Raw genomic sequence first — 15,643 nt, 5'->3', positions numbered from 1 at the left:
CGGGCTCCTATCGGTCAATAGCGAGATGCTGCCCCTGGAAACGGGACACGCAGGGCATGATCTTTTGCTGGGCGGCGCGGTCGTCGTCGCTTAGCCAATGATCGTTATGGTCGATGCGGCCATGACAGGCGGTCACGGCGGTTTCGCATTGGCCGCAGGCGCCGCCGCGACAGCTCCAGGGGATGTCGATCTCGGCGGCCTCCAGCGCTTCGAGCAGGCTCTGGTTCGGGCCGACGGTGAGCGTTCGGCCAGAGCGGGCCAGCGTCACGTCGAACGGCTTGCCCGGCGGTGGCGAAAGAAAGGCCTCGGAATGCAGCGCCGCCTTGGGCCAGTTCAGCCGTGCGGCGGCCTGTTCGACCGAGGTGATCAGCCCTTCGGGCCCGCAGGTATAGACATGGGTTCCTAGCGGCTGACCGGTAAGAATGGCGCCAAGATCCATCCGATTGCCTTCGTCGCTGATATGCAGATGGATGTTCGGGGCCGAGGGCAGAAAGGCCAGCCCCGCCGCCTCGGCCCGGCTGCGCGCGGCATAATGGAGCTCGAACGGGGCCTGCATGCGTGCCAGCTGACGCAGTTGCGACAGGAAGGGCGTGATGCCGATGCCGCCAGCGATCAGCACATGTTTGCGTGCCCGCAGATCGAGCGAGAACAGGTTCACCGGGCTGGTCACGGTCATCAGCGTGCCGGGGGTCACCTGGCTGTGCATATAGCGCGATCCGCCCCGGCCAGTATCCTCGCGGCGCACCGCGATTTCATAGCCCGACCCGTCATCCGGCGCGGAAATGAGCGAATAGGCATTGCGGCGCAGCACGCCCTCATCCGGCATCTCGACCACCACATGTGCACCGCCGGAAAACAGTGGCAAGGGGGCGCCATCGGGGTCCTCGAAACGGAAGCGGGTGACAAGCGGGGTCAGCGGCGCGACCTCGGTCACGCGCAGCAGTCGGGCACTCATGGGCGGATCTCCTGCGTGGCGGGCACGTCGCCCGGGGTTTCGGCATCGACGCAGACGCCCTGAAACGCGCCAAGACGGCGCGAGAAGTGATCGCGCACGAACAGCGTCAGCCCGCAATGCGAGCAGGTGAACGGATCGGTGGTCACCTCTTCGGTCACGCCCTTGCAATGCACGCATTGCATGCGCCGGGCGATGGAGCCGCGGTGTTCGGCCTGGATCGCCTGATGTGGCAGCCCCGCGGCCAGGGCCGCAGCCGTCGCCTTGGCGATCAGCCCTTCGGTGCCCGCGAGATAGAGCCGGGTGCTCATGGTGGCATCGGCGAGCGCCTTGCCATAGCGGGCGGCGAGCGCCTCAAAGCTCGGTGCTTCGTGATACATGCGCGCGCCGAGCGCCCGCAGCCGGGGGCCATGGGCGGTGCCGGCGGGAATGTGGATCAGATGCGCCCGGCCCAGAACCGAGGCATCGCGGGCGGCCAGATCGAGAATGGCCAGCGCCCCGTCGCCCTCGCACAGGAGGATGGCAGGCGCGTCGCCTTGGCTTTGCAATGGCGCATAGACCGGGCGGGTTTTGATCGATGGGGAAAAGGTTACTTGGGTCATGTGCCTATCCTTCGGGTCGTGCCGGTGGCGGCCCCGGCGCATGCGCGATGCGCCGGGGTGCGGGCCTTAGCCTTTCGCGGTGCGCCGAAGCTTGTCCGGATCGTGAAAGGGCATCGGGCTCGCCACGGCGGCAATCTCGCCATCGGGGTTCTTGACGGTCAGGGCGGTGCCTTCGACCGCGCAGTCGACGGGCATGCGGGCGATGCCGACATTGTGCTCGTTGAGCGGGCTGTACATGCCGATGGTGACAACGCCGACCTCGACCCCATCCTTGAGCAGCGGCGCGCCCTCGGCGGCGGGTTCGGTACCGTCCAGCTTGACGCCGTAGATCTTGAACCGCTCCTTGCCCTTGAGACGGTAATGTTCCTCGGCCCCACGAAAGCCGGTCTTGCCCTTGGACACGGTGAAGTCGAGCCCCAGTTCCCACAGCGTGTCGCCATGGGGTTCGTCCTCGAACGGGTACATTTCGGAATTGTCATAGGGGAAGAACAGCAGGTAGCTTTCGGCCCGCAAGAGATCGAGCGTGGTAAAGCGAGTGGGGATGATGCCCATCTCGGCGCCCTCTTCGACGATCGTGTCCCAGATCAGCGGCGCATCCTGCCGGCGGCAGAAGATTTCATAGCCACGTTCGCCGGTATAGCCGGTGCGCGAGATCGTGACCGGTTTGCCAAAGAGCGTCGTGTGGATATGGCTGAAATAGACCACGTCGCGGATGCCCGGCACGTGTTTCTCGAGATAGTCCACCGCCAGCGGGCCTTGCAGCGAGATGTCGTGCATGTCGTCGTCGAACAGCACCGAGACATTGCGTCCGGTCGCCGCCATCGTGAGCTGTTCATGTCCCGCGCCCGAGCCATGCACCACCATGAAGCTGTGCGGTCCCATGCGGTAGATCACGCAATCGTCGACGAATTTGCCCTGATCGTTGAGCATGCAGGCATAGGTCGAGCGGCCGGGTTTCAGCTTTTCGATATCGCGGGTCGTGGCGCGGTCGATCACGTGGCTGGCATGGGGGCCGATCACATGGACCTTTTTCAGGCCCGAGACGTCCATGACGCCGGCCTTGGTGCGGATCGCGAGATATTCCTCGGTCTGATCCTTGTCATAGCTCCAGGCGGTGCCCATGCCGCTCCAGTCTTCCAGATCGGAGCCCAGGGCGCGATGTCGCTCGGCGAGGGCCGAGAATCTCCATGATGCGGTCATTTCTATGTCGTCCTAATCAGTCTATGCGTCATACTGTGATAAATCTTCGGGGGTCCGGGACGGCGATACCGCCCCGGACCGAGGGCCGGGGCCCTACTTTTTCTCGACCGCGGCGTAGGCCGATTTCTCGTGCTTGTTGCCAAGGAAGATGGCGATCGCCAGCAGCGCCATGGTGGCGAGAAGCCAGATCAGCTCCATGCTGCCAAAGCCGGTGTAATAGGCGCCTTCAAATCCATCCCAGGTTCCAGAGGTTACAGGGTTCATCATGTGTCCTTTCTGTTTGCGATTGGGCCCGTCCGCTTATTCAGCGGGCGAGACAGAGGGGTGGATCGATTCCGGGTAGGCCGAGGACGGCACCTTGGTCAGGTCGAGGCCGAGCAGCTCTGCCGATTCCGGGACGCGCAGCATGCCCATCGCCTTCAGCACGAAGGACACGGCATAGCCCGGCACGAAGCCCAGCAGCGCCATGACGGCGGCACCGCCCAGTTGACCCATGAAGGAGATTTCGATCACATCCGCCTCGCCGAAGAGCGCCGGGTAGCCGCTGCCGACGATGCCGACCGCAAGCACGCCCCACAGGCCGAGGAAGCCATGCACGGTGAAGGCGCCGACCGCATCGTCGATCTTCATCCGTTCGATGAAGCTCGCGACGAAGGGCATCATGCTGGCGCCGATGAAGCCGATCACGAAGGCCAGCGGCGGCCACCACAGATCGATCCCGGCGGCGGCAGAGATGATCCCACCCAGCGCGCCGGACATCATCCAGAACGGATCACGCGTGGTCATCCAGGCCCCGATGATCCCACCGGCGAAGGCCATCAGCACGTTGAAGGTCATGCCAGACATGGTCATCGGCGTGCCATAGATCGAGGTTTCGATCTTGCCGCTCCAGGACCAGGCTTCGCCGGGAACGATGACGCAGCCCATCAGGAAGCCCCAGAAGCCGGCGATGATCAGCATGAGACCGATCAGGGTCATCGGCATGGAATGCCCGGCGATCTGGTTGGCGCTGCCATCGGCGTTAAACTTGCCGATCCGGGGCCCGAGATTGATCAGGACACCCAGCGCGAAGAAACCCGCGATCATATGCACCACGCCCGAGGCGCCGAAATCATGATAGCCGAGCTTCGTGACCAGCCAGCCATCGGCGTGCCAGCCCCAGGCGGCGGCGAGGATCCAGATGAACGCGCCCAGGACCACCGCGAGCGCGATGAAGCCGGTCAGCTGAATACGTTCGATCACCGCGCCCGACAGGATCGAGGCGGTGGTGGCGGCGAACAGCACGAACGCCCCCCAGAACACGCCGGAGGCCTGATCCCCGAGGTTCGGGCCCATATAGGGGCTGGTCGGGCTCGCGATTTCGTTGGCATAGGCAAAGCCGGAGATTTCCATGGCCCCCATGGCGCCGCTCAGCCCGGTGGGGAAGGCCCAGTAGATCCACCAACCGACATAGTAGAAGAAGGGCACGATCATCGCGAAGGCGAGGATGTTCTTGATCCCCGAGGCCAGCGCGTTCTTGGACCGGGACGCGCCCATTTCATAAGCCAGAAAGCCCACATGGATCAGCACCATGAGGGGGATGGTCAGGTAGTAGAATGTTTCGGAGAAGATGCTGCCGGTGGCGGCCGCCTTCGCCTGTAGCTCGGCGACGGTTGCCGCCAGTGTTGCCAGTTCCTGTTCCACGTCCAATCTCCTTTTAGATGACGGGCGGCATGTTGCCCGCGTGGAATTTCCCTCCCTGCCCTCGGAGTTGGACCGGGGGCGTTCTGTCTTCGGGTCGAAATGCGGGAAGGGCGAAAACCTTGGGTCGACCCGTTTGATCTCTTTGTGCTGCGGGCCCGGTGGGGTGGCGTTCAGCACGCAGCACGTCGCAGCCCGCTCTGGCGGGCTGCGCTCCTTTCAGTTCTGCAGATAGGCTTCCATTGAATCGTCCAGGGCCTCCTTCCACGGGGTGTGGTGGACGGGGGCCATGGTGCCGGTGATCACCGATTTGTAGCTGTTGTCGCGGAAGGCCATGATGTCCTTGGCCTTGTGTTTCTTCCATTCGAAGAAGGCGTCGCAGGCGCCGTCGATGTCAAAGCTGGGATAGTCGGTCTCGGCCACCAATTCCTTGACGTAATCGGCCTGGTAGCGGATCGCGTATTTCACATCGTCGCTGGCCTCTTCGCGGGTCTCGCGTTCGGCCACATCGGCCAGCATGGCCGCCTTGTCCTTGGGCAAGGTGATCCGGCCGAGGATGGCGTCACGCACCCACCAGGCCTGCGCGTCGAACATGTTGAAGGTGAACCACTGATCCTGCATGCCGAGGTAGAACATGGCCGGGTTGTGGACATAGGCGACGCCCTTGTAGAGGTCTGCGGTCGCGAGCCGGTTGGCCGTCTTGAGACGCAGGTCATCGGGCAGGAAGCTGAAGAAATGCTTGTAGCCGGTACACAGGATGATGGCGTCCACATCCCGCGTGCTGCCATCGGCGAAATGCGCGGTCTTGCCGGTCAGTTTCTCGAGGGCTGGCTTTTCTTCCCAATTGTCGGGCCAGGCATAGCCCATGGGGGCCGAACGATAGCAGCTGGTGATCGATTTGGCGCCGTATTTCCAGCATTGCGAGCCGATGTCCTCGGCCGAATAGGAGGCGCCCATGACGAGCACATCCTTGCCCTCGAATTCGCGCGCGTCGCGGAAATCATGAGCGTGGACGATGCGGCCGTTGAACGTGTCGAACCCTTCGTAGAACGGCACATTCGGGGTCGAGAAATGGCCCGAGGCGCAGATGACGTGGTCGAAGTCTTCGCTATAGGTGCTGTCTGTTTCGTGATTATGCGCCGTGACGGTGAACTTGGCGGTCTCCGCATCATAGCTGACCCAGCGCACCGGGCTGTTGAAACGGATCCACTTGCGCACATCCGCCTTGTGCACCCGGCCTTCGATATAGTCGAAGAGCACGGCGCGCGGCGGGTAGGAGGCGATCTGCTTGCCGAAATGTTCCTCAAAGGAGTAATCGGCGAATTCCAACCCCTCCTTGGGTCCGTTGGACCAGAGATAGCGGTACATCGAGCAATGCACCGGCTCGCCGTTTTCATCCAACCCCGTGCGCCAAGTGTAATTCCATAGCCCGCCCCAATTGGCCTGTTTTTCAAAACAGACGATTTCGGGGATCTCGGCGCCCTGGTCGGCGGCGGATTGAAAGGCCCTGAGCTGTGCCAGGCCCGAGGGCCCTGCGCCAATAACGGCCACGCGTTTCGTCATGATCTTTCCCTCGGCTCGGAATTTGGTCCATACCAGGATTGAAAACTGGTCCACTCGTGTGAACCAGTGAGCCGGGGCCGATCTCGTGGGTCAATTTTTTCCCACGTGGAAACTTTATTTCCTGCAAATGTGATATTATTTGAGCAGGAATCGTGATGAAAGGTGAATCCATGAGCAGTGTTTCATTCGCACAGCGCCTTGCCGTGAGCGGTACGCTCCGGATGTTGGGCACCCAGAATCACTCGCCAGTGCGTATTGGATTCGTCACGCCGCTCTCGGGCCCCGAGGCGGAATGGGGCCATCAGGGCATTGACGGCTGCCGGATCTGGGCCGATGGCATCAACGCCTCGGGCGGGTTGATGATCGCCGGGCGGCGCCACCGGGTCGAGATCGTGCTGCATGACAGTGCGCTTGGTGCAGAGCGCACCCTGGCGGCCACGCGCGACATGGTGGAGCGGCAGCGCGTGCGGCTGATCCTGACCCTCGGCGGCGACAGTTTTGCGCCGGTTCTGCCCTATCTGATGCAGAAACGGGTGCTCGTATCGACCCTATTGCCCAGCGATCTGTCGCCTGACACCCCCTATATGATCGCCCCGGCCGAGGTGCATCCGCTGTTCAATGTCACCGGTGTCGAATGGCTGGCCCGGGCCGTGCCGCAGGCCCGCCGCGTTGCCCTTTGCAGCCAGTCCGATCGCCTCGGCCTGCCGTCGCTCGCGGTCTATCGGGCGGCCTTTGAGGCGACGGGGCATGATATGGTCAAGGAGGTGCGCTATGCCCCCAGCGCCACCAATGCCGAAGAGATCGTGGCGGCGATGCTGGCAGAGCAGCCGGATGTGCTCTGCTTTTGTTCGGCCGCGCCGCCGATGATGCAGGCGCTGACCGAAGCTGCCCATGCTCTGGGGTTTGCCGGCGAGATCCTCGCCTGTACCGCGGATGACTATCCCCGCATGATCGCCCGGACCTCGCCCGAGTTCATGGCGAAATACACGTTTCAGTTTCCCGATTTCGACGATCCAAAGCTTGCCGATACGAGTTTCTTCTTTAGTCGACCCAAGGCGTTTTTTGACAGCTACAACCGGCAATATCCCGGCAAGTGGAACGCGGTGAGCTGGGAATATGCCTCGGTGCTTGACCTGTGGCACAATGCGGTCGAGCTGGCCGACACCACCGCGCCGGTCTCGGTGCTTGCGGCGATGAAACGGCGGCAGGAGATGCCGCATGCCTTTGGCCCCGCCCGGTGGTATGGCACGCCGCTGTTTGGCATCGACAACGCGCTGGTGGGGGATTGGCCGGTGGTCAAGATCCGAGACGGGCGCGCCCGGATCGTGGAATTCGGGTCGGTTCTAGAGTGGCTCGACGCGCATGAGGCGCGGCTCAAGTTGCATATGACGGAGCTGGGCCAGATGTGGCATCAGCGCCTGTCGCCCCGGCCTGTAGCGCAGAGCGAGATCAGTCTTCCTGCATGAGCAGCTTTTGGTCTTCGAGAAGGGTCAGTTTCATGAATTCGCTGGCCTCTTCGACATCCCGCGCCGCGATGGCGTTGAAGAGCGCGTTATAGCCTCTTTGGTAGGCTGCGATGCGGCTTGGCGTCAGATGGCGACGGTACATGGCCGAGCGAAAGCTCTGCCGCCGGGCATCGATCACGAGGTTATAGCAGGCGGTCAGCAACGGGTTGCCGGTGCCTTCGGCAAGCTGGCGGTGAAACTCTTCTTCGAGACGCACGAATTGCATGGCATCCGTTTGGACCGCCTCCATCCTCGACAAGGTCTCGCCCAAGGCCTCGATCTGGCGCGGCGACATCGTGATGATGGCAAGGCGCACCATCTCGGGCTCGAATATGCCGCGCACCACTTGCAGATGCAGCGGGCCCGTCTCCGCTGCGACGGGGGCCGAAGAGGTCGTGACGGCCTCGGGATCATAGGTCACGAAAGAGCCCGAACCGGCACGGCGGCGGATCATCCCGCGCTCTTCGAGCTTATCCAGCGCCTCGCGCACCGTGTTGCGCGCCACACCGAGATCGAGCGCCATCTGCCGCTCTGACGGGAGGCGCTCGTCAACGCCATATTCCCGCGACACGATGCGGTTGGTCAGTGTGTCGATGACATATTGCACCGTGACGCCGACGACCTGGGCGGTGTCGTCGCTGATGCCAATGCGGCGATGCGATCCGTTCACAATCAGGCCCCTTGCTGTCATCTGGAAAGAACATTGCCAGAATGACTAGGCCGCGCGGGCGGAAAAATCCAGTCTCGGCGCGAGGCAATGTCGGGTCCAAGGCATGCGGTGCGCCCTCGAACCCCTTTCGCTCACCATGTGGAGAAATGGGCAGATAGGGGATCTCGCGCGGGGTCTTCTGCTCTCGACTGTTGTCAAAAGCCGACGTTAGGGCGGAGGGCTGGACTGAGAAAGTGGTGCCTCAAGAGGGCATCCAATTGTTGTATCAATGCGTATCAGGCTGTTTCCAAAATCCGATAGGTGTCTGAAAAACAACAAATCCATTGTCTCACAGTGTTTCATCCTATCCCGTAATATACTATATATAGGGGTGGATTGAGAGGGGGATAAGATTTGGGCGCTCTGAATAGGCTGTCTGCCGCGAAGGTGAAAAACGCCCCGCCGGGGAGCTACTGCGATGGTGGCGGTCTCTGGCTGATCAAGCGCAAGGACGGAGGCGCACAATGGGTTCTGCGCGTCACCATCCATGGCCGCCGTAGAGAGATGGGGTTGGGCAACTGCCAATCTGTCAGCTTGAAGGAAGCGAGGGAGGCGGCTGAGCGTTGGCGGGCTGTTGTCCGGGATGGCAAAGACCCTATCAAAGAACGTGAGCGAGAGCGGCGGAAGGCTGCGCGCGATGATCACACGCTGGCTGCCGTGGCGAAAGAAGCCTTTGAAGCTCGCAAACCGGAACTCCGGGAAGATGGCAAAGCTGGTCGGTGGTTTTCGCCCCTTGAACTGCACGTCCTGCCCAAGCTCGGGAAAGTGCCCATCGAGGACATCGACCAGAGAGACATCAAAAACACTCTAGCAGAAATCTGGCACACCAAGGGAGTAACTGCCGGGAAAGCTTTGCACCGCTTGAACATCGTTTTTCAGCATGCCGCTGCCATGGGGCTCGATGTGGATATGCAGGCCACTCAAAAGGCCAAAGCGCTCTTAGGCAAGTCTCGACATAAGCCGAAATCCATCCCGGCTCTTCCATGGCAAGAAGTACCTGCGTTCTATCAAAGCTTGTCTGAAGCCACGGTCACACATCTGGCCCTTCGCTTTTTGATCCTGACCGGACTTCGGTCCAAACCCATTCGCTTCTGTCACTTGGATCAGATTTCCGGAGATATCTGGACTGTGCCTGCCGAGCTAATGAAAGCAAAGAAGAGCCAAGAGCAGGAGTTTCGCGTCCCTCTTTCCGAGGAGGCATTGAACGTGATCAAACAAGCGAAGCCGCTATCACGTGATGGCATTCTTTTCCCAGGAGCGAGGAAGGGTGTGATCTCTGATGCGACCATGAGCACCCTAATGGAACGCCGAGGCCTGGAGGCACGGCCACATGGTTTCCGGTCGAGCTTTAGGACATGGTGTGCAGAAGCAACGACCTTCTCCGAGGATTTGGCGGAAACAGCGCTTGCTCATGCAACTGGCAACAAGGTTTCCCGCGCATACAAACGGACTGACCTCCTCGACCTGCGCCGTCCCCTGATGGCGAAATGGGCTGACTTTGTCACCGGAAACAGCGCCGGGAAAGTGGTGGCCATCGCATGATCTCGCGCCATAAATTTTTCCGAAACCCTCCGTCAGTAAGTTCTTGTCAAACATTTGGACAAGGACATTCAATGACTGAAAAAATACTACGTTGCCGTGAGGTTCAGGAGATCATCGGTTTGAGCCGCTCAACTATCTATCGCATGATTGGCCGAGGGGATTTCCCGCCCCCTCAGAAGCTTGGGCTTCGTGCCATCGGCTGGCGGGAGAGTGCGATCAGCGAATGGGTGGAGGGCCGGTGAGTTGAGTGAAAGGCAGGAAAATTTCGCGCGGGCTGTCGAGTGGGTGCAAAAAGCGTCCCGTTTTATGTTCACGGAGAAGGGCTTTCTGAGCGAAAAGTATCCTCCCGACCGAGTACTGCTTCAGCTTTCGCTAGATATTCACTTTAAGCCTACTCAGGCAGGCGGTTGGACGTTTGAAGTCTCCGACGAGGCAGCGGCCAAGCTTTGGTCCATGAATGAAACCTCTCTTGGGGCGCGACAACTGTGCCGGGAAATATCAGCGTGCTTCCTGTTCGAGGGCCGGGAACTCCCGGAACCATTACGTGTTTTCTCTTACTTATTTATGAGCGGCCTCTTGAAGGATCCGCCAGCACAGCGGCGAAAGGAAACTTGGTTTAGAAATCAGTTTTTGATTTGTATTACTTGGAAGGTTGCCAACGAATTTGATTTGCGCCTTTCAAGTGGCGACGCCACACGCATTAAAAACAGCGCGTGTGACGCTGTGGTCGAGGGCTTAGCGCTCAATGGGTATCACTTGAGCGACGGGGCAATCAGACACCTGCTTCACTCAAAGAAACCGGCTGACGTCCGCCTGCGTGAGGAGACTCAGTATTTGATTGGCGAAGCGACGAGAATAAAGATGTCACGCCCCGACATTGCCGCGACTTGGACCAAACCTCCCAAGGCCGTGTAGAGATAAAAAATTATCCCCCACAAGCGCGACACCCAGTAATCTCTAAATCTTGCTTCACCATGCAACAGAAAGGTGAAGCAATGACCTACCTGAACCTCAATCAGCTCTCTCAGAAGCTCGGCGGGCGCTCTCGGAGTTCCCTGTATCGAGACGTAGAAGCTGGCCGCATTCCTGAACCGATCCGCTTGGGCGGTCGTCCGTACTGGATCGAAAGCCAGGTTGATGACGCGCTCATTGGCCAGTCGCAGGCCGCCTAAAAGAAAACCCCCACCCGCAAGGCACGGGCAGAGGCGGTATTCTGAAAGACGACACTCGAAGAATAGCCCAAATGCCCCGGCCTTTCAATCCAGAAAGGAACGCGGTTCATGAGCAGTAAGCCCACAGACAAACCACCCGCCAACGCGCTTCGCGTCGAACGTTGGAGCGACATGCCCACCGGCACGGCCCCAGCGCGATATGAGATAATTGGCGAGGATGGCAAAGCTAAGACCATTACGCTTACCAAGGGCAATAGGATCATTCTGGACGCCCTAATCAAGCAGCCCCTCTACTGTGCCAGCCCGGTGCGCATTTCCGACCGTGTGTGCATTCTGCGTCACGATTACGGGGTGCCGATCACGAAGGAGATGTACGACAACGACACCGCAACCGACCGCGCCAGGTTCGGCGTTTATTTCCTCGCGGGGAAAGTTCGTCGGATCTTCGGGGGTGTCAAATGATCGGTACCCTCAAACTCCAGATTGCTTATCTGCAGCGCCTCTACGGCCTCACCGCAGCCCAGGCCCGGCTTGTTGCTGGCCTGCACTATGGGGAGGGTTCGTGATGGCTGCTGCGAGCGTCTCTAGCCCTTCCACTCGAGGCACGGCCTTGGCCGCGCACATGCCTCACCGCATCAAGCGCGTATCCCGGTCTCTGGGGTACTGCCTCCTTCTTAACGACACAGATGCATGGCTGGGACTCGCGGCAGTCCTGCGGTCTCGTCTGAGCGCGCCTGAGCGAGCGGCATTGGCCTATGTCACCCTAAAGGCGCTTTCCCCAGAAGATGGACGTGTTGTTGCAAGCGCGGCGCTGGGTTGGAGTGGGGCGGGCCAGCCTATTGCCCCTCTGGTTTCGAGCATGGATGAGGCAGCCTTCTGGGCTGATCTGGCCGAACCTGAGGAGCATGAGGCGTACTGCTTCGCAAGCTTCGCCGCGATGCCGCCGCAGCGCCAAGCGGCCTTCCTGAACTTTGTTCAAGGGAGGCAGGCGGCTTGATGCGTGATTTCTCAGACATGGCTGCGCAACTCGCTGAGCACCGGGCAGAACACCCGGTGCACAGTGCGCGCTTGCCAACACCCTTCATCTGGAAAGACCCAAGCAGCTTGCCGCGTCGCCCGTGGATTTACGGGCGGCACCTTCTGCGAAATCAGGTCGCGGTGACTGTTGCCCCCGGAGGGGTTGGCAAGTCCTCCCTGACAATCGTTGAGGGCTTGGCAATGGTTTCTGAACGCGAGTTGCTCGGCGAATGGATGGCTAAAGGCCTGAATGTCTGGCTCTACAATCTCGAAGACCCGCGCGATGAGATGAACCTTCGGATTACAGCAGCGATGCAGCACCACGGGGTGCGGCCCGAAGAGGTTGAAGGCAGGCTGTTTGTTGACACCGGGCGCGAGCGCGAGCTTTGCACTGCCGTTCAGAGTCGTGATGGCGTCATGATTGTGAAGCCCGAGATTGACGAGTTGGCGCGGGAAATCAATGACCGAAAGATTGACGTCCTAATCGTTGACCCCTTCGTCTCCTCTCACCGGGCGGGTGAGAATGACAACGTGGCAATCGACTTGATTGCCAAGGAATGGGCGCGGCTCGCGGATCAGTGCAACTGTGCAATTGAGCTGGTCCACCATACCCGCAAGACGAATGGCACAGAAGCCAGCACAGAGGACAGCAGGGGCGGTTCAGCCCTGTTGGCGGCTGCTAGGTCAGGCCGCGTCTTAAACCGCATGACTGCCGATGAGAAAGAGCAAGCGGGCATCGCCCCGGATGATCTCACTACCTACTTCACGGTCACACGCGACAAATCAAACCTTGCCCCCGTAGGTAAGCGCACTTGGCGGCGCATGGTCTCTGTCGAGCTGGCGAACGGGGAGAGCGTTGGCGTTGCCGAGGTTTGGGATTGGCCTGACACCTTTGATGGCTTCGACAGCAAAGACCTGCTGGCGGTTCAAAACGCCATTGATGGGAAGCAGCCGCGTTACTCCGACCAGGCGGGCATAGAGTGGGCAGGTGTCATTGTGGCAGAGGTGCTCGGATTGGACCCCACCAAAGACAAGCGCCGGATCAAGAAGATGATCGAGGCTTGGTTGCAATCCGGCGCTCTGGCGAAGTGTCAGGTTAATGATGGAAACCGGCGCCCACGCCCTTGCTTGGAGGTGGGTGAATGGGCGACCCAATAATGTGCTCCACCACCCTAAAATCTGTAGTGGAGCAGGGTGGAGCAAATACCCCCCAAAACCACTGCTCCACCACCCCGCCCCCTAAAGGGGGGGCGGGTGGTGGTGGTGCGCTGAGTGGTTCCATTGAGGTGGTGGGGCAAAACAGCGGTTTTCGCATGCTTCTGGGCCTCACTGACGCCGCACGGTCTGGCCTTAGGTATCACTGCGCAGCGAACCCGAGATGTGGGCGCGGCTCGCCGTTCAGCCTTTTAGGGCCTGACAAAATCAATCCCTGCGTACTTCTTTCCAGGAGGATGAGCTTGGGGAGCATCGCGCACCAATGCACGAAATCTCAACCGATTAACCCACCTGTGTGTGGCGAAATAGAGAAGGAGAACGGCATGCCCGGACCAGAGGCAGGCACCATATGGCTTGAGCGAGACGGCAAAGGATACACGGCTCAAATGCAAGTGTACTTTTGGACGGGAAACAAGGGCAACCGGCTCAGGCGTGTAAGAGCGATAGGTCGGCGCTTGATTGAGGGCTCTTGGTTCTGTGGCTGGTGTGGCGGAGAGCTTAGTTTTGACAAGCGGGCTGATGCTCGTTTTTGCCGAGAAAGCTGCCGAAAAAAAGCGGCACGGCAGCGGCGCGAAGAACGCTATTTCGCCCTTATTTCATTGGGGCTTGAAGCGGAATGTGATAAGCTAAAACAAAAGGCCGGAGCGGCGGCTAGCGAGGAAAAGCAGTATGGCAATCTATGAAGTTCAAGGCCCGAATGGGGCCATCTACGAGGTCGACGCGCCGAGCAAGGAAGATGCTGCCAGTGCGCTAAAGAGGGCCGTGGAAGGGGACAGATGGTGGGAAGAAGCTCCGATAGCCGAGGGCTCCAGCGTACCTGACCGATGGTGGGAAGAGGCACCAATCGCCGACGATGATCTTTCGATTCAGCAGATGCTGGATCTAATCCAAGGGTCATCAGCCCCTGATAAAAGCTTGGAGACAGCGCGACCTTCACAAGATGATCCATCCATTCAAGAAATGCTCGATATGTTGGCTCTCGCTGCTGCGGCAAAGAAAAAACGCGTGGGTGAGCAACCAGAAACCAGCATGCTTGAGCAATCCATGAGCGGCGTTAACGAGGGCATCGCGGGTATTCTTGGCGCACCTGTCGACATCATGACGGGCGTTATCAATTACGGCAGCCGAGGGGTAAACTCTCTATTCGGGACTGATCTCCCGCCGATAACTGACGCGTTCGGGGGCAGCGGTACATTCGAAGACCTTCTTGCTCCAACCATCTCAAACGTTCAGCCACAAAATACCGCTCAGAGGTATGGTCGGCGTATCGGGCAGGAAGTGGGGGCTATGTCGGTTCCTGGTGGGGCCATGTTACGCAATGCAAAGGCACCATTGGCGCTGGGGGCGATGGAGACTGTAAGCGCGGTTGGCTCCGGCGTGGCAGGCCAAACCTCCCAAGAAATCGCGCCGGGCAATGCTACAGCTGACACTATTGCCTCTCTGGCAGGTGGTTTGTCACCGGTAGCCGCCTCTCGCGCCCTTCGCCCGTCTCCTAAGGCCCCCTCTGTAGAAATGCTCAAAGCAGAGGCTGACGCGGCATATGAGGAAGTGAGGAACTCGGGCGCGACCTTATCGCCAGCATCTGCGGATGCGCTAGCAGGTAGAATTTCTGGAACACTTGGTGAAAGAGCGGCCACTCGCAAGCTCAACCCCAGGGCCGCTATAGCTGCCGACGCCTTGAGTAAGGATCTGCGAAGCGCACCGCCAACAATCGCGGAAGTGGATCAGGTGCGCCAGTGGGTGGGCAAGAATGTTGCGGGCTCCAACGAGGCGGGGGAGCGGGCAATCGGTGTTCAAATGAAGAATGCCATAGACAACCATCTAGATACTCTCACTCCGAGTGATGTTTCGGGAACAAATCGTGCACATGAGGTCGTTTCGACTTTGCAAGGTGCAAGGGAGAAAGCGCATCGGGTCCACAAGTCGCAGCTTTTCGAAGCCGAGGATACGGGAGCAATCGCAAAGGGTCTAAGGCGCGCGGCTACAACAGGGACGGGCGGGAATGAAATTAATGCCATTCGCCAAAATGTCCGACGGGTGCTGGAAAATCCAAAGTTGCGCAGAGGATTCAGCGAGAGCGAACTGAAAGCCATGCGAGAAATCGCGGATGGCACACCCACTCAAAACGCCTTGCGACTACTGGGGCGTCTGGCTCCGACTTCTGGCGGGCTGCCTCTGGGCGGCTTTGCAGGCGCTGCCGCTGGCGTGGGCGCGACCGGGAACCCCCTTCTGCTGGCCCCTTCGGTTATTGGCCAAGGTGCGAAGATGCTCGGTGAGCGTAGCACCAGAAAGGCTATTTCTGGCTTGGGAGAGCTTATCCGGAATGGGAAACCATTGCCTAAGAAGGCTGCAAGCGATTTGGAAAACAATGTCATCGCGGCTCTGGTCGCACAGCAAATGGCAAGTCCGGCTGAAAGAGGCAATGAGGCCACGAATGCAGTCGTGCGGGCTCTGCTGGAGAGGTGAGCCGATGAGACACGATGGGA

At 60.0% G+C, this 15,643-nt stretch carries 17 protein-coding genes; 10 read left to right on the top strand and 7 right to left on the bottom strand.

Annotation, left to right across the window (positions count from 1 at the left end):
- Positions 1-7: 7 nt before the first annotated feature.
- The 6 genes from ISM_RS08150 to ISM_RS08130 form a co-directional block, all read right to left on the bottom strand.
- On the bottom strand, positions 8-955 hold the full coding sequence (locus ISM_RS08150; protein ID WP_009813659.1) for a PDR/VanB family oxidoreductase: 948 nt from the start codon (positions 953-955) through the stop codon (positions 8-10).
- Entirely contained in the window at positions 952-1,554 is a 603-nt protein-coding gene (locus ISM_RS08145; protein ID WP_040617960.1) for a dimethylamine monooxygenase subunit DmmA family protein, read from the bottom strand. The genes ISM_RS08150 and ISM_RS08145 overlap by 4 nt, the downstream gene beginning before the upstream one ends.
- Positions 1,555-1,620: 66 nt before the next feature.
- A complete protein-coding gene (locus tag ISM_RS08140; protein WP_009813657.1) occupies positions 1,621-2,754 on the bottom strand; it encodes an aminomethyl transferase family protein in 1,134 nt (377 codons plus the stop codon).
- Positions 2,755-2,847: 93 nt separating this feature from the next.
- Positions 2,848-3,021, bottom strand: coding sequence for a hypothetical protein (locus ISM_RS18255; protein WP_156783348.1), 174 nt, complete (start codon positions 3,019-3,021; stop codon positions 2,848-2,850).
- A 33-nt stretch (positions 3,022-3,054) separates the two neighbouring features.
- Entirely contained in the window at positions 3,055-4,437 is a 1,383-nt protein-coding gene (locus ISM_RS08135) for an ammonium transporter (protein ID WP_009813655.1), read from the bottom strand.
- Positions 4,438-4,653: 216 nt separating this feature from the next.
- Positions 4,654-5,997: an NAD(P)-binding domain-containing protein gene (locus tag ISM_RS08130; protein WP_009813654.1), complete on the bottom strand. Its 1,344-nt coding sequence runs from the start codon at positions 5,995-5,997 to the stop codon at positions 4,654-4,656.
- A 170-nt stretch (positions 5,998-6,167) separates the two neighbouring features.
- Between ISM_RS08130 and ISM_RS08125 the strand changes: the two genes are divergently transcribed.
- Positions 6,168-7,463 (top strand): ABC transporter substrate-binding protein, encoded by a 1,296-nt coding sequence (locus ISM_RS08125; RefSeq protein ID WP_040618395.1) that lies wholly within the window; start codon positions 6,168-6,170, stop codon positions 7,461-7,463.
- On the opposite strand, the gene ISM_RS08120 is transcribed toward ISM_RS08125, so the two are convergent.
- Positions 7,447-8,193, bottom strand: coding sequence for a FadR/GntR family transcriptional regulator (locus tag ISM_RS08120; RefSeq protein ID WP_009813652.1), 747 nt, complete (start codon positions 8,191-8,193; stop codon positions 7,447-7,449). The two genes, ISM_RS08125 and ISM_RS08120, sit on opposite strands and share 17 nt — an antisense overlap.
- Before the next feature lie 372 nt (positions 8,194-8,565).
- Here ISM_RS08120 and ISM_RS08115 point away from each other — a divergent pair, with 372 nt between their 5' ends.
- The 9 genes from ISM_RS08115 to ISM_RS08090 all read left to right on the top strand — a co-directional run bounded on the left by ISM_RS08115 (position 8,566) and on the right by ISM_RS08090 (position 15,623).
- The gene (locus ISM_RS08115; RefSeq protein ID WP_040617959.1) at positions 8,566-9,753 is read left to right on the top strand and encodes a tyrosine-type recombinase/integrase; all 1,188 of its coding nucleotides are present in this window, start codon (positions 8,566-8,568) and stop codon (positions 9,751-9,753) included.
- Positions 9,750-9,995 carry a helix-turn-helix transcriptional regulator gene (locus tag ISM_RS17955; protein WP_338053141.1) on the top strand — a complete coding sequence of 82 codons (246 nt, stop codon included), beginning with the start codon at positions 9,750-9,752 and terminating at the stop codon, positions 9,993-9,995. Before ISM_RS08115 ends, ISM_RS17955 begins: the two co-directional genes overlap by 4 nt.
- 1 nt (position 9,996) lies before the next feature.
- A complete protein-coding gene (locus tag ISM_RS08110; protein ID WP_040617958.1) occupies positions 9,997-10,668 on the top strand; it encodes a hypothetical protein in 672 nt (223 codons plus the stop codon).
- An 80-nt stretch (positions 10,669-10,748) separates the two neighbouring features.
- A complete protein-coding gene (locus tag ISM_RS08105; RefSeq protein ID WP_156783347.1) occupies positions 10,749-10,925 on the top strand; it encodes a helix-turn-helix transcriptional regulator in 177 nt (58 codons plus the stop codon).
- 108 nt (positions 10,926-11,033) lie between these two features.
- The gene (locus tag ISM_RS08100; RefSeq protein ID WP_009813648.1) at positions 11,034-11,387 is read left to right on the top strand and encodes a hypothetical protein; all 354 of its coding nucleotides are present in this window, start codon (positions 11,034-11,036) and stop codon (positions 11,385-11,387) included.
- Positions 11,388-11,784: 397 nt separating this feature from the next.
- Entirely contained in the window at positions 11,785-11,922 is a 138-nt protein-coding gene (locus ISM_RS18475; RefSeq protein ID WP_009813646.1) for a hypothetical protein, read from the top strand.
- Complete coding sequence (locus ISM_RS08095) at positions 11,922-13,100, top strand: AAA family ATPase (RefSeq protein ID WP_009813645.1); 1,179 nt, start codon at positions 11,922-11,924, stop codon at positions 13,098-13,100. Before ISM_RS18475 ends, ISM_RS08095 begins: the two co-directional genes overlap by 1 nt.
- 380 nt (positions 13,101-13,480) lie before the next feature.
- Positions 13,481-13,840 carry a hypothetical protein gene (locus ISM_RS18245; RefSeq protein ID WP_156783345.1) on the top strand — a complete coding sequence of 120 codons (360 nt, stop codon included), beginning with the start codon at positions 13,481-13,483 and terminating at the stop codon, positions 13,838-13,840.
- A complete protein-coding gene (locus ISM_RS08090; protein ID WP_009813644.1) occupies positions 13,827-15,623 on the top strand; it encodes a hypothetical protein in 1,797 nt (598 codons plus the stop codon). Before ISM_RS18245 ends, ISM_RS08090 begins: the two co-directional genes overlap by 14 nt.
- Positions 15,624-15,643 lie beyond the last annotated feature (20 nt).

It is taken from the genome of Roseovarius nubinhibens ISM (assembly GCF_000152625.1).
Classification (GTDB): Bacteria; Pseudomonadota; Alphaproteobacteria; order Rhodobacterales; family Rhodobacteraceae; genus Roseovarius; species Roseovarius nubinhibens.
This window is presented reverse-complemented; position numbering and strand designations above follow the sequence as displayed.

What these genes read in the sequence shown, in the direction of transcription:
- ISM_RS08145 (WP_040617960.1), bottom strand. Translation starts at nt 1,554, where the DNA reads ATGACCCAAGTAACCTTTTCCCCATCGATCAAAACCCGCCCGGTCTAT.
- ISM_RS08140 (WP_009813657.1), bottom strand. Translation starts at nt 2,754, where the DNA reads ATGACCGCATCATGGAGATTCTCGGCCCTCGCCGAGCGACATCGCGCC.
- ISM_RS18255 (WP_156783348.1), bottom strand. Translation starts at nt 3,021, where the DNA reads ATGATGAACCCTGTAACCTCTGGAACCTGGGATGGATTTGAAGGCGCC.
- ISM_RS08120 (WP_009813652.1), bottom strand. Translation starts at nt 8,193, where the DNA reads ATGACAGCAAGGGGCCTGATTGTGAACGGATCGCATCGCCGCATTGGC.
- ISM_RS08150 (WP_009813659.1), bottom strand. Translation starts at nt 955, where the DNA reads ATGAGTGCCCGACTGCTGCGCGTGACCGAGGTCGCGCCGCTGACCCCG.
- ISM_RS08130 (WP_009813654.1), bottom strand. Translation starts at nt 5,997, where the DNA reads ATGACGAAACGCGTGGCCGTTATTGGCGCAGGGCCCTCGGGCCTGGCA.
- ISM_RS08100 (WP_009813648.1), top strand. Translation starts at nt 11,034, where the DNA reads ATGAGCAGTAAGCCCACAGACAAACCACCCGCCAACGCGCTTCGCGTC.
- ISM_RS08090 (WP_009813644.1), top strand. Translation starts at nt 13,827, where the DNA reads ATGGCAATCTATGAAGTTCAAGGCCCGAATGGGGCCATCTACGAGGTC.
- ISM_RS08105 (WP_156783347.1), top strand. Translation starts at nt 10,749, where the DNA reads ATGACCTACCTGAACCTCAATCAGCTCTCTCAGAAGCTCGGCGGGCGC.
- ISM_RS08095 (WP_009813645.1), top strand. Translation starts at nt 11,922, where the DNA reads ATGCGTGATTTCTCAGACATGGCTGCGCAACTCGCTGAGCACCGGGCA.
- ISM_RS08125 (WP_040618395.1), top strand. Translation starts at nt 6,168, where the DNA reads ATGAGCAGTGTTTCATTCGCACAGCGCCTTGCCGTGAGCGGTACGCTC.
- ISM_RS18475 (WP_009813646.1), top strand. Translation starts at nt 11,785, where the DNA reads ATGGATGAGGCAGCCTTCTGGGCTGATCTGGCCGAACCTGAGGAGCAT.
- ISM_RS18245 (WP_156783345.1), top strand. Translation starts at nt 13,481, where the DNA reads ATGCCCGGACCAGAGGCAGGCACCATATGGCTTGAGCGAGACGGCAAA.
- ISM_RS17955 (WP_338053141.1), top strand. Translation starts at nt 9,750, where the DNA reads ATGATCTCGCGCCATAAATTTTTCCGAAACCCTCCGTCAGTAAGTTCT.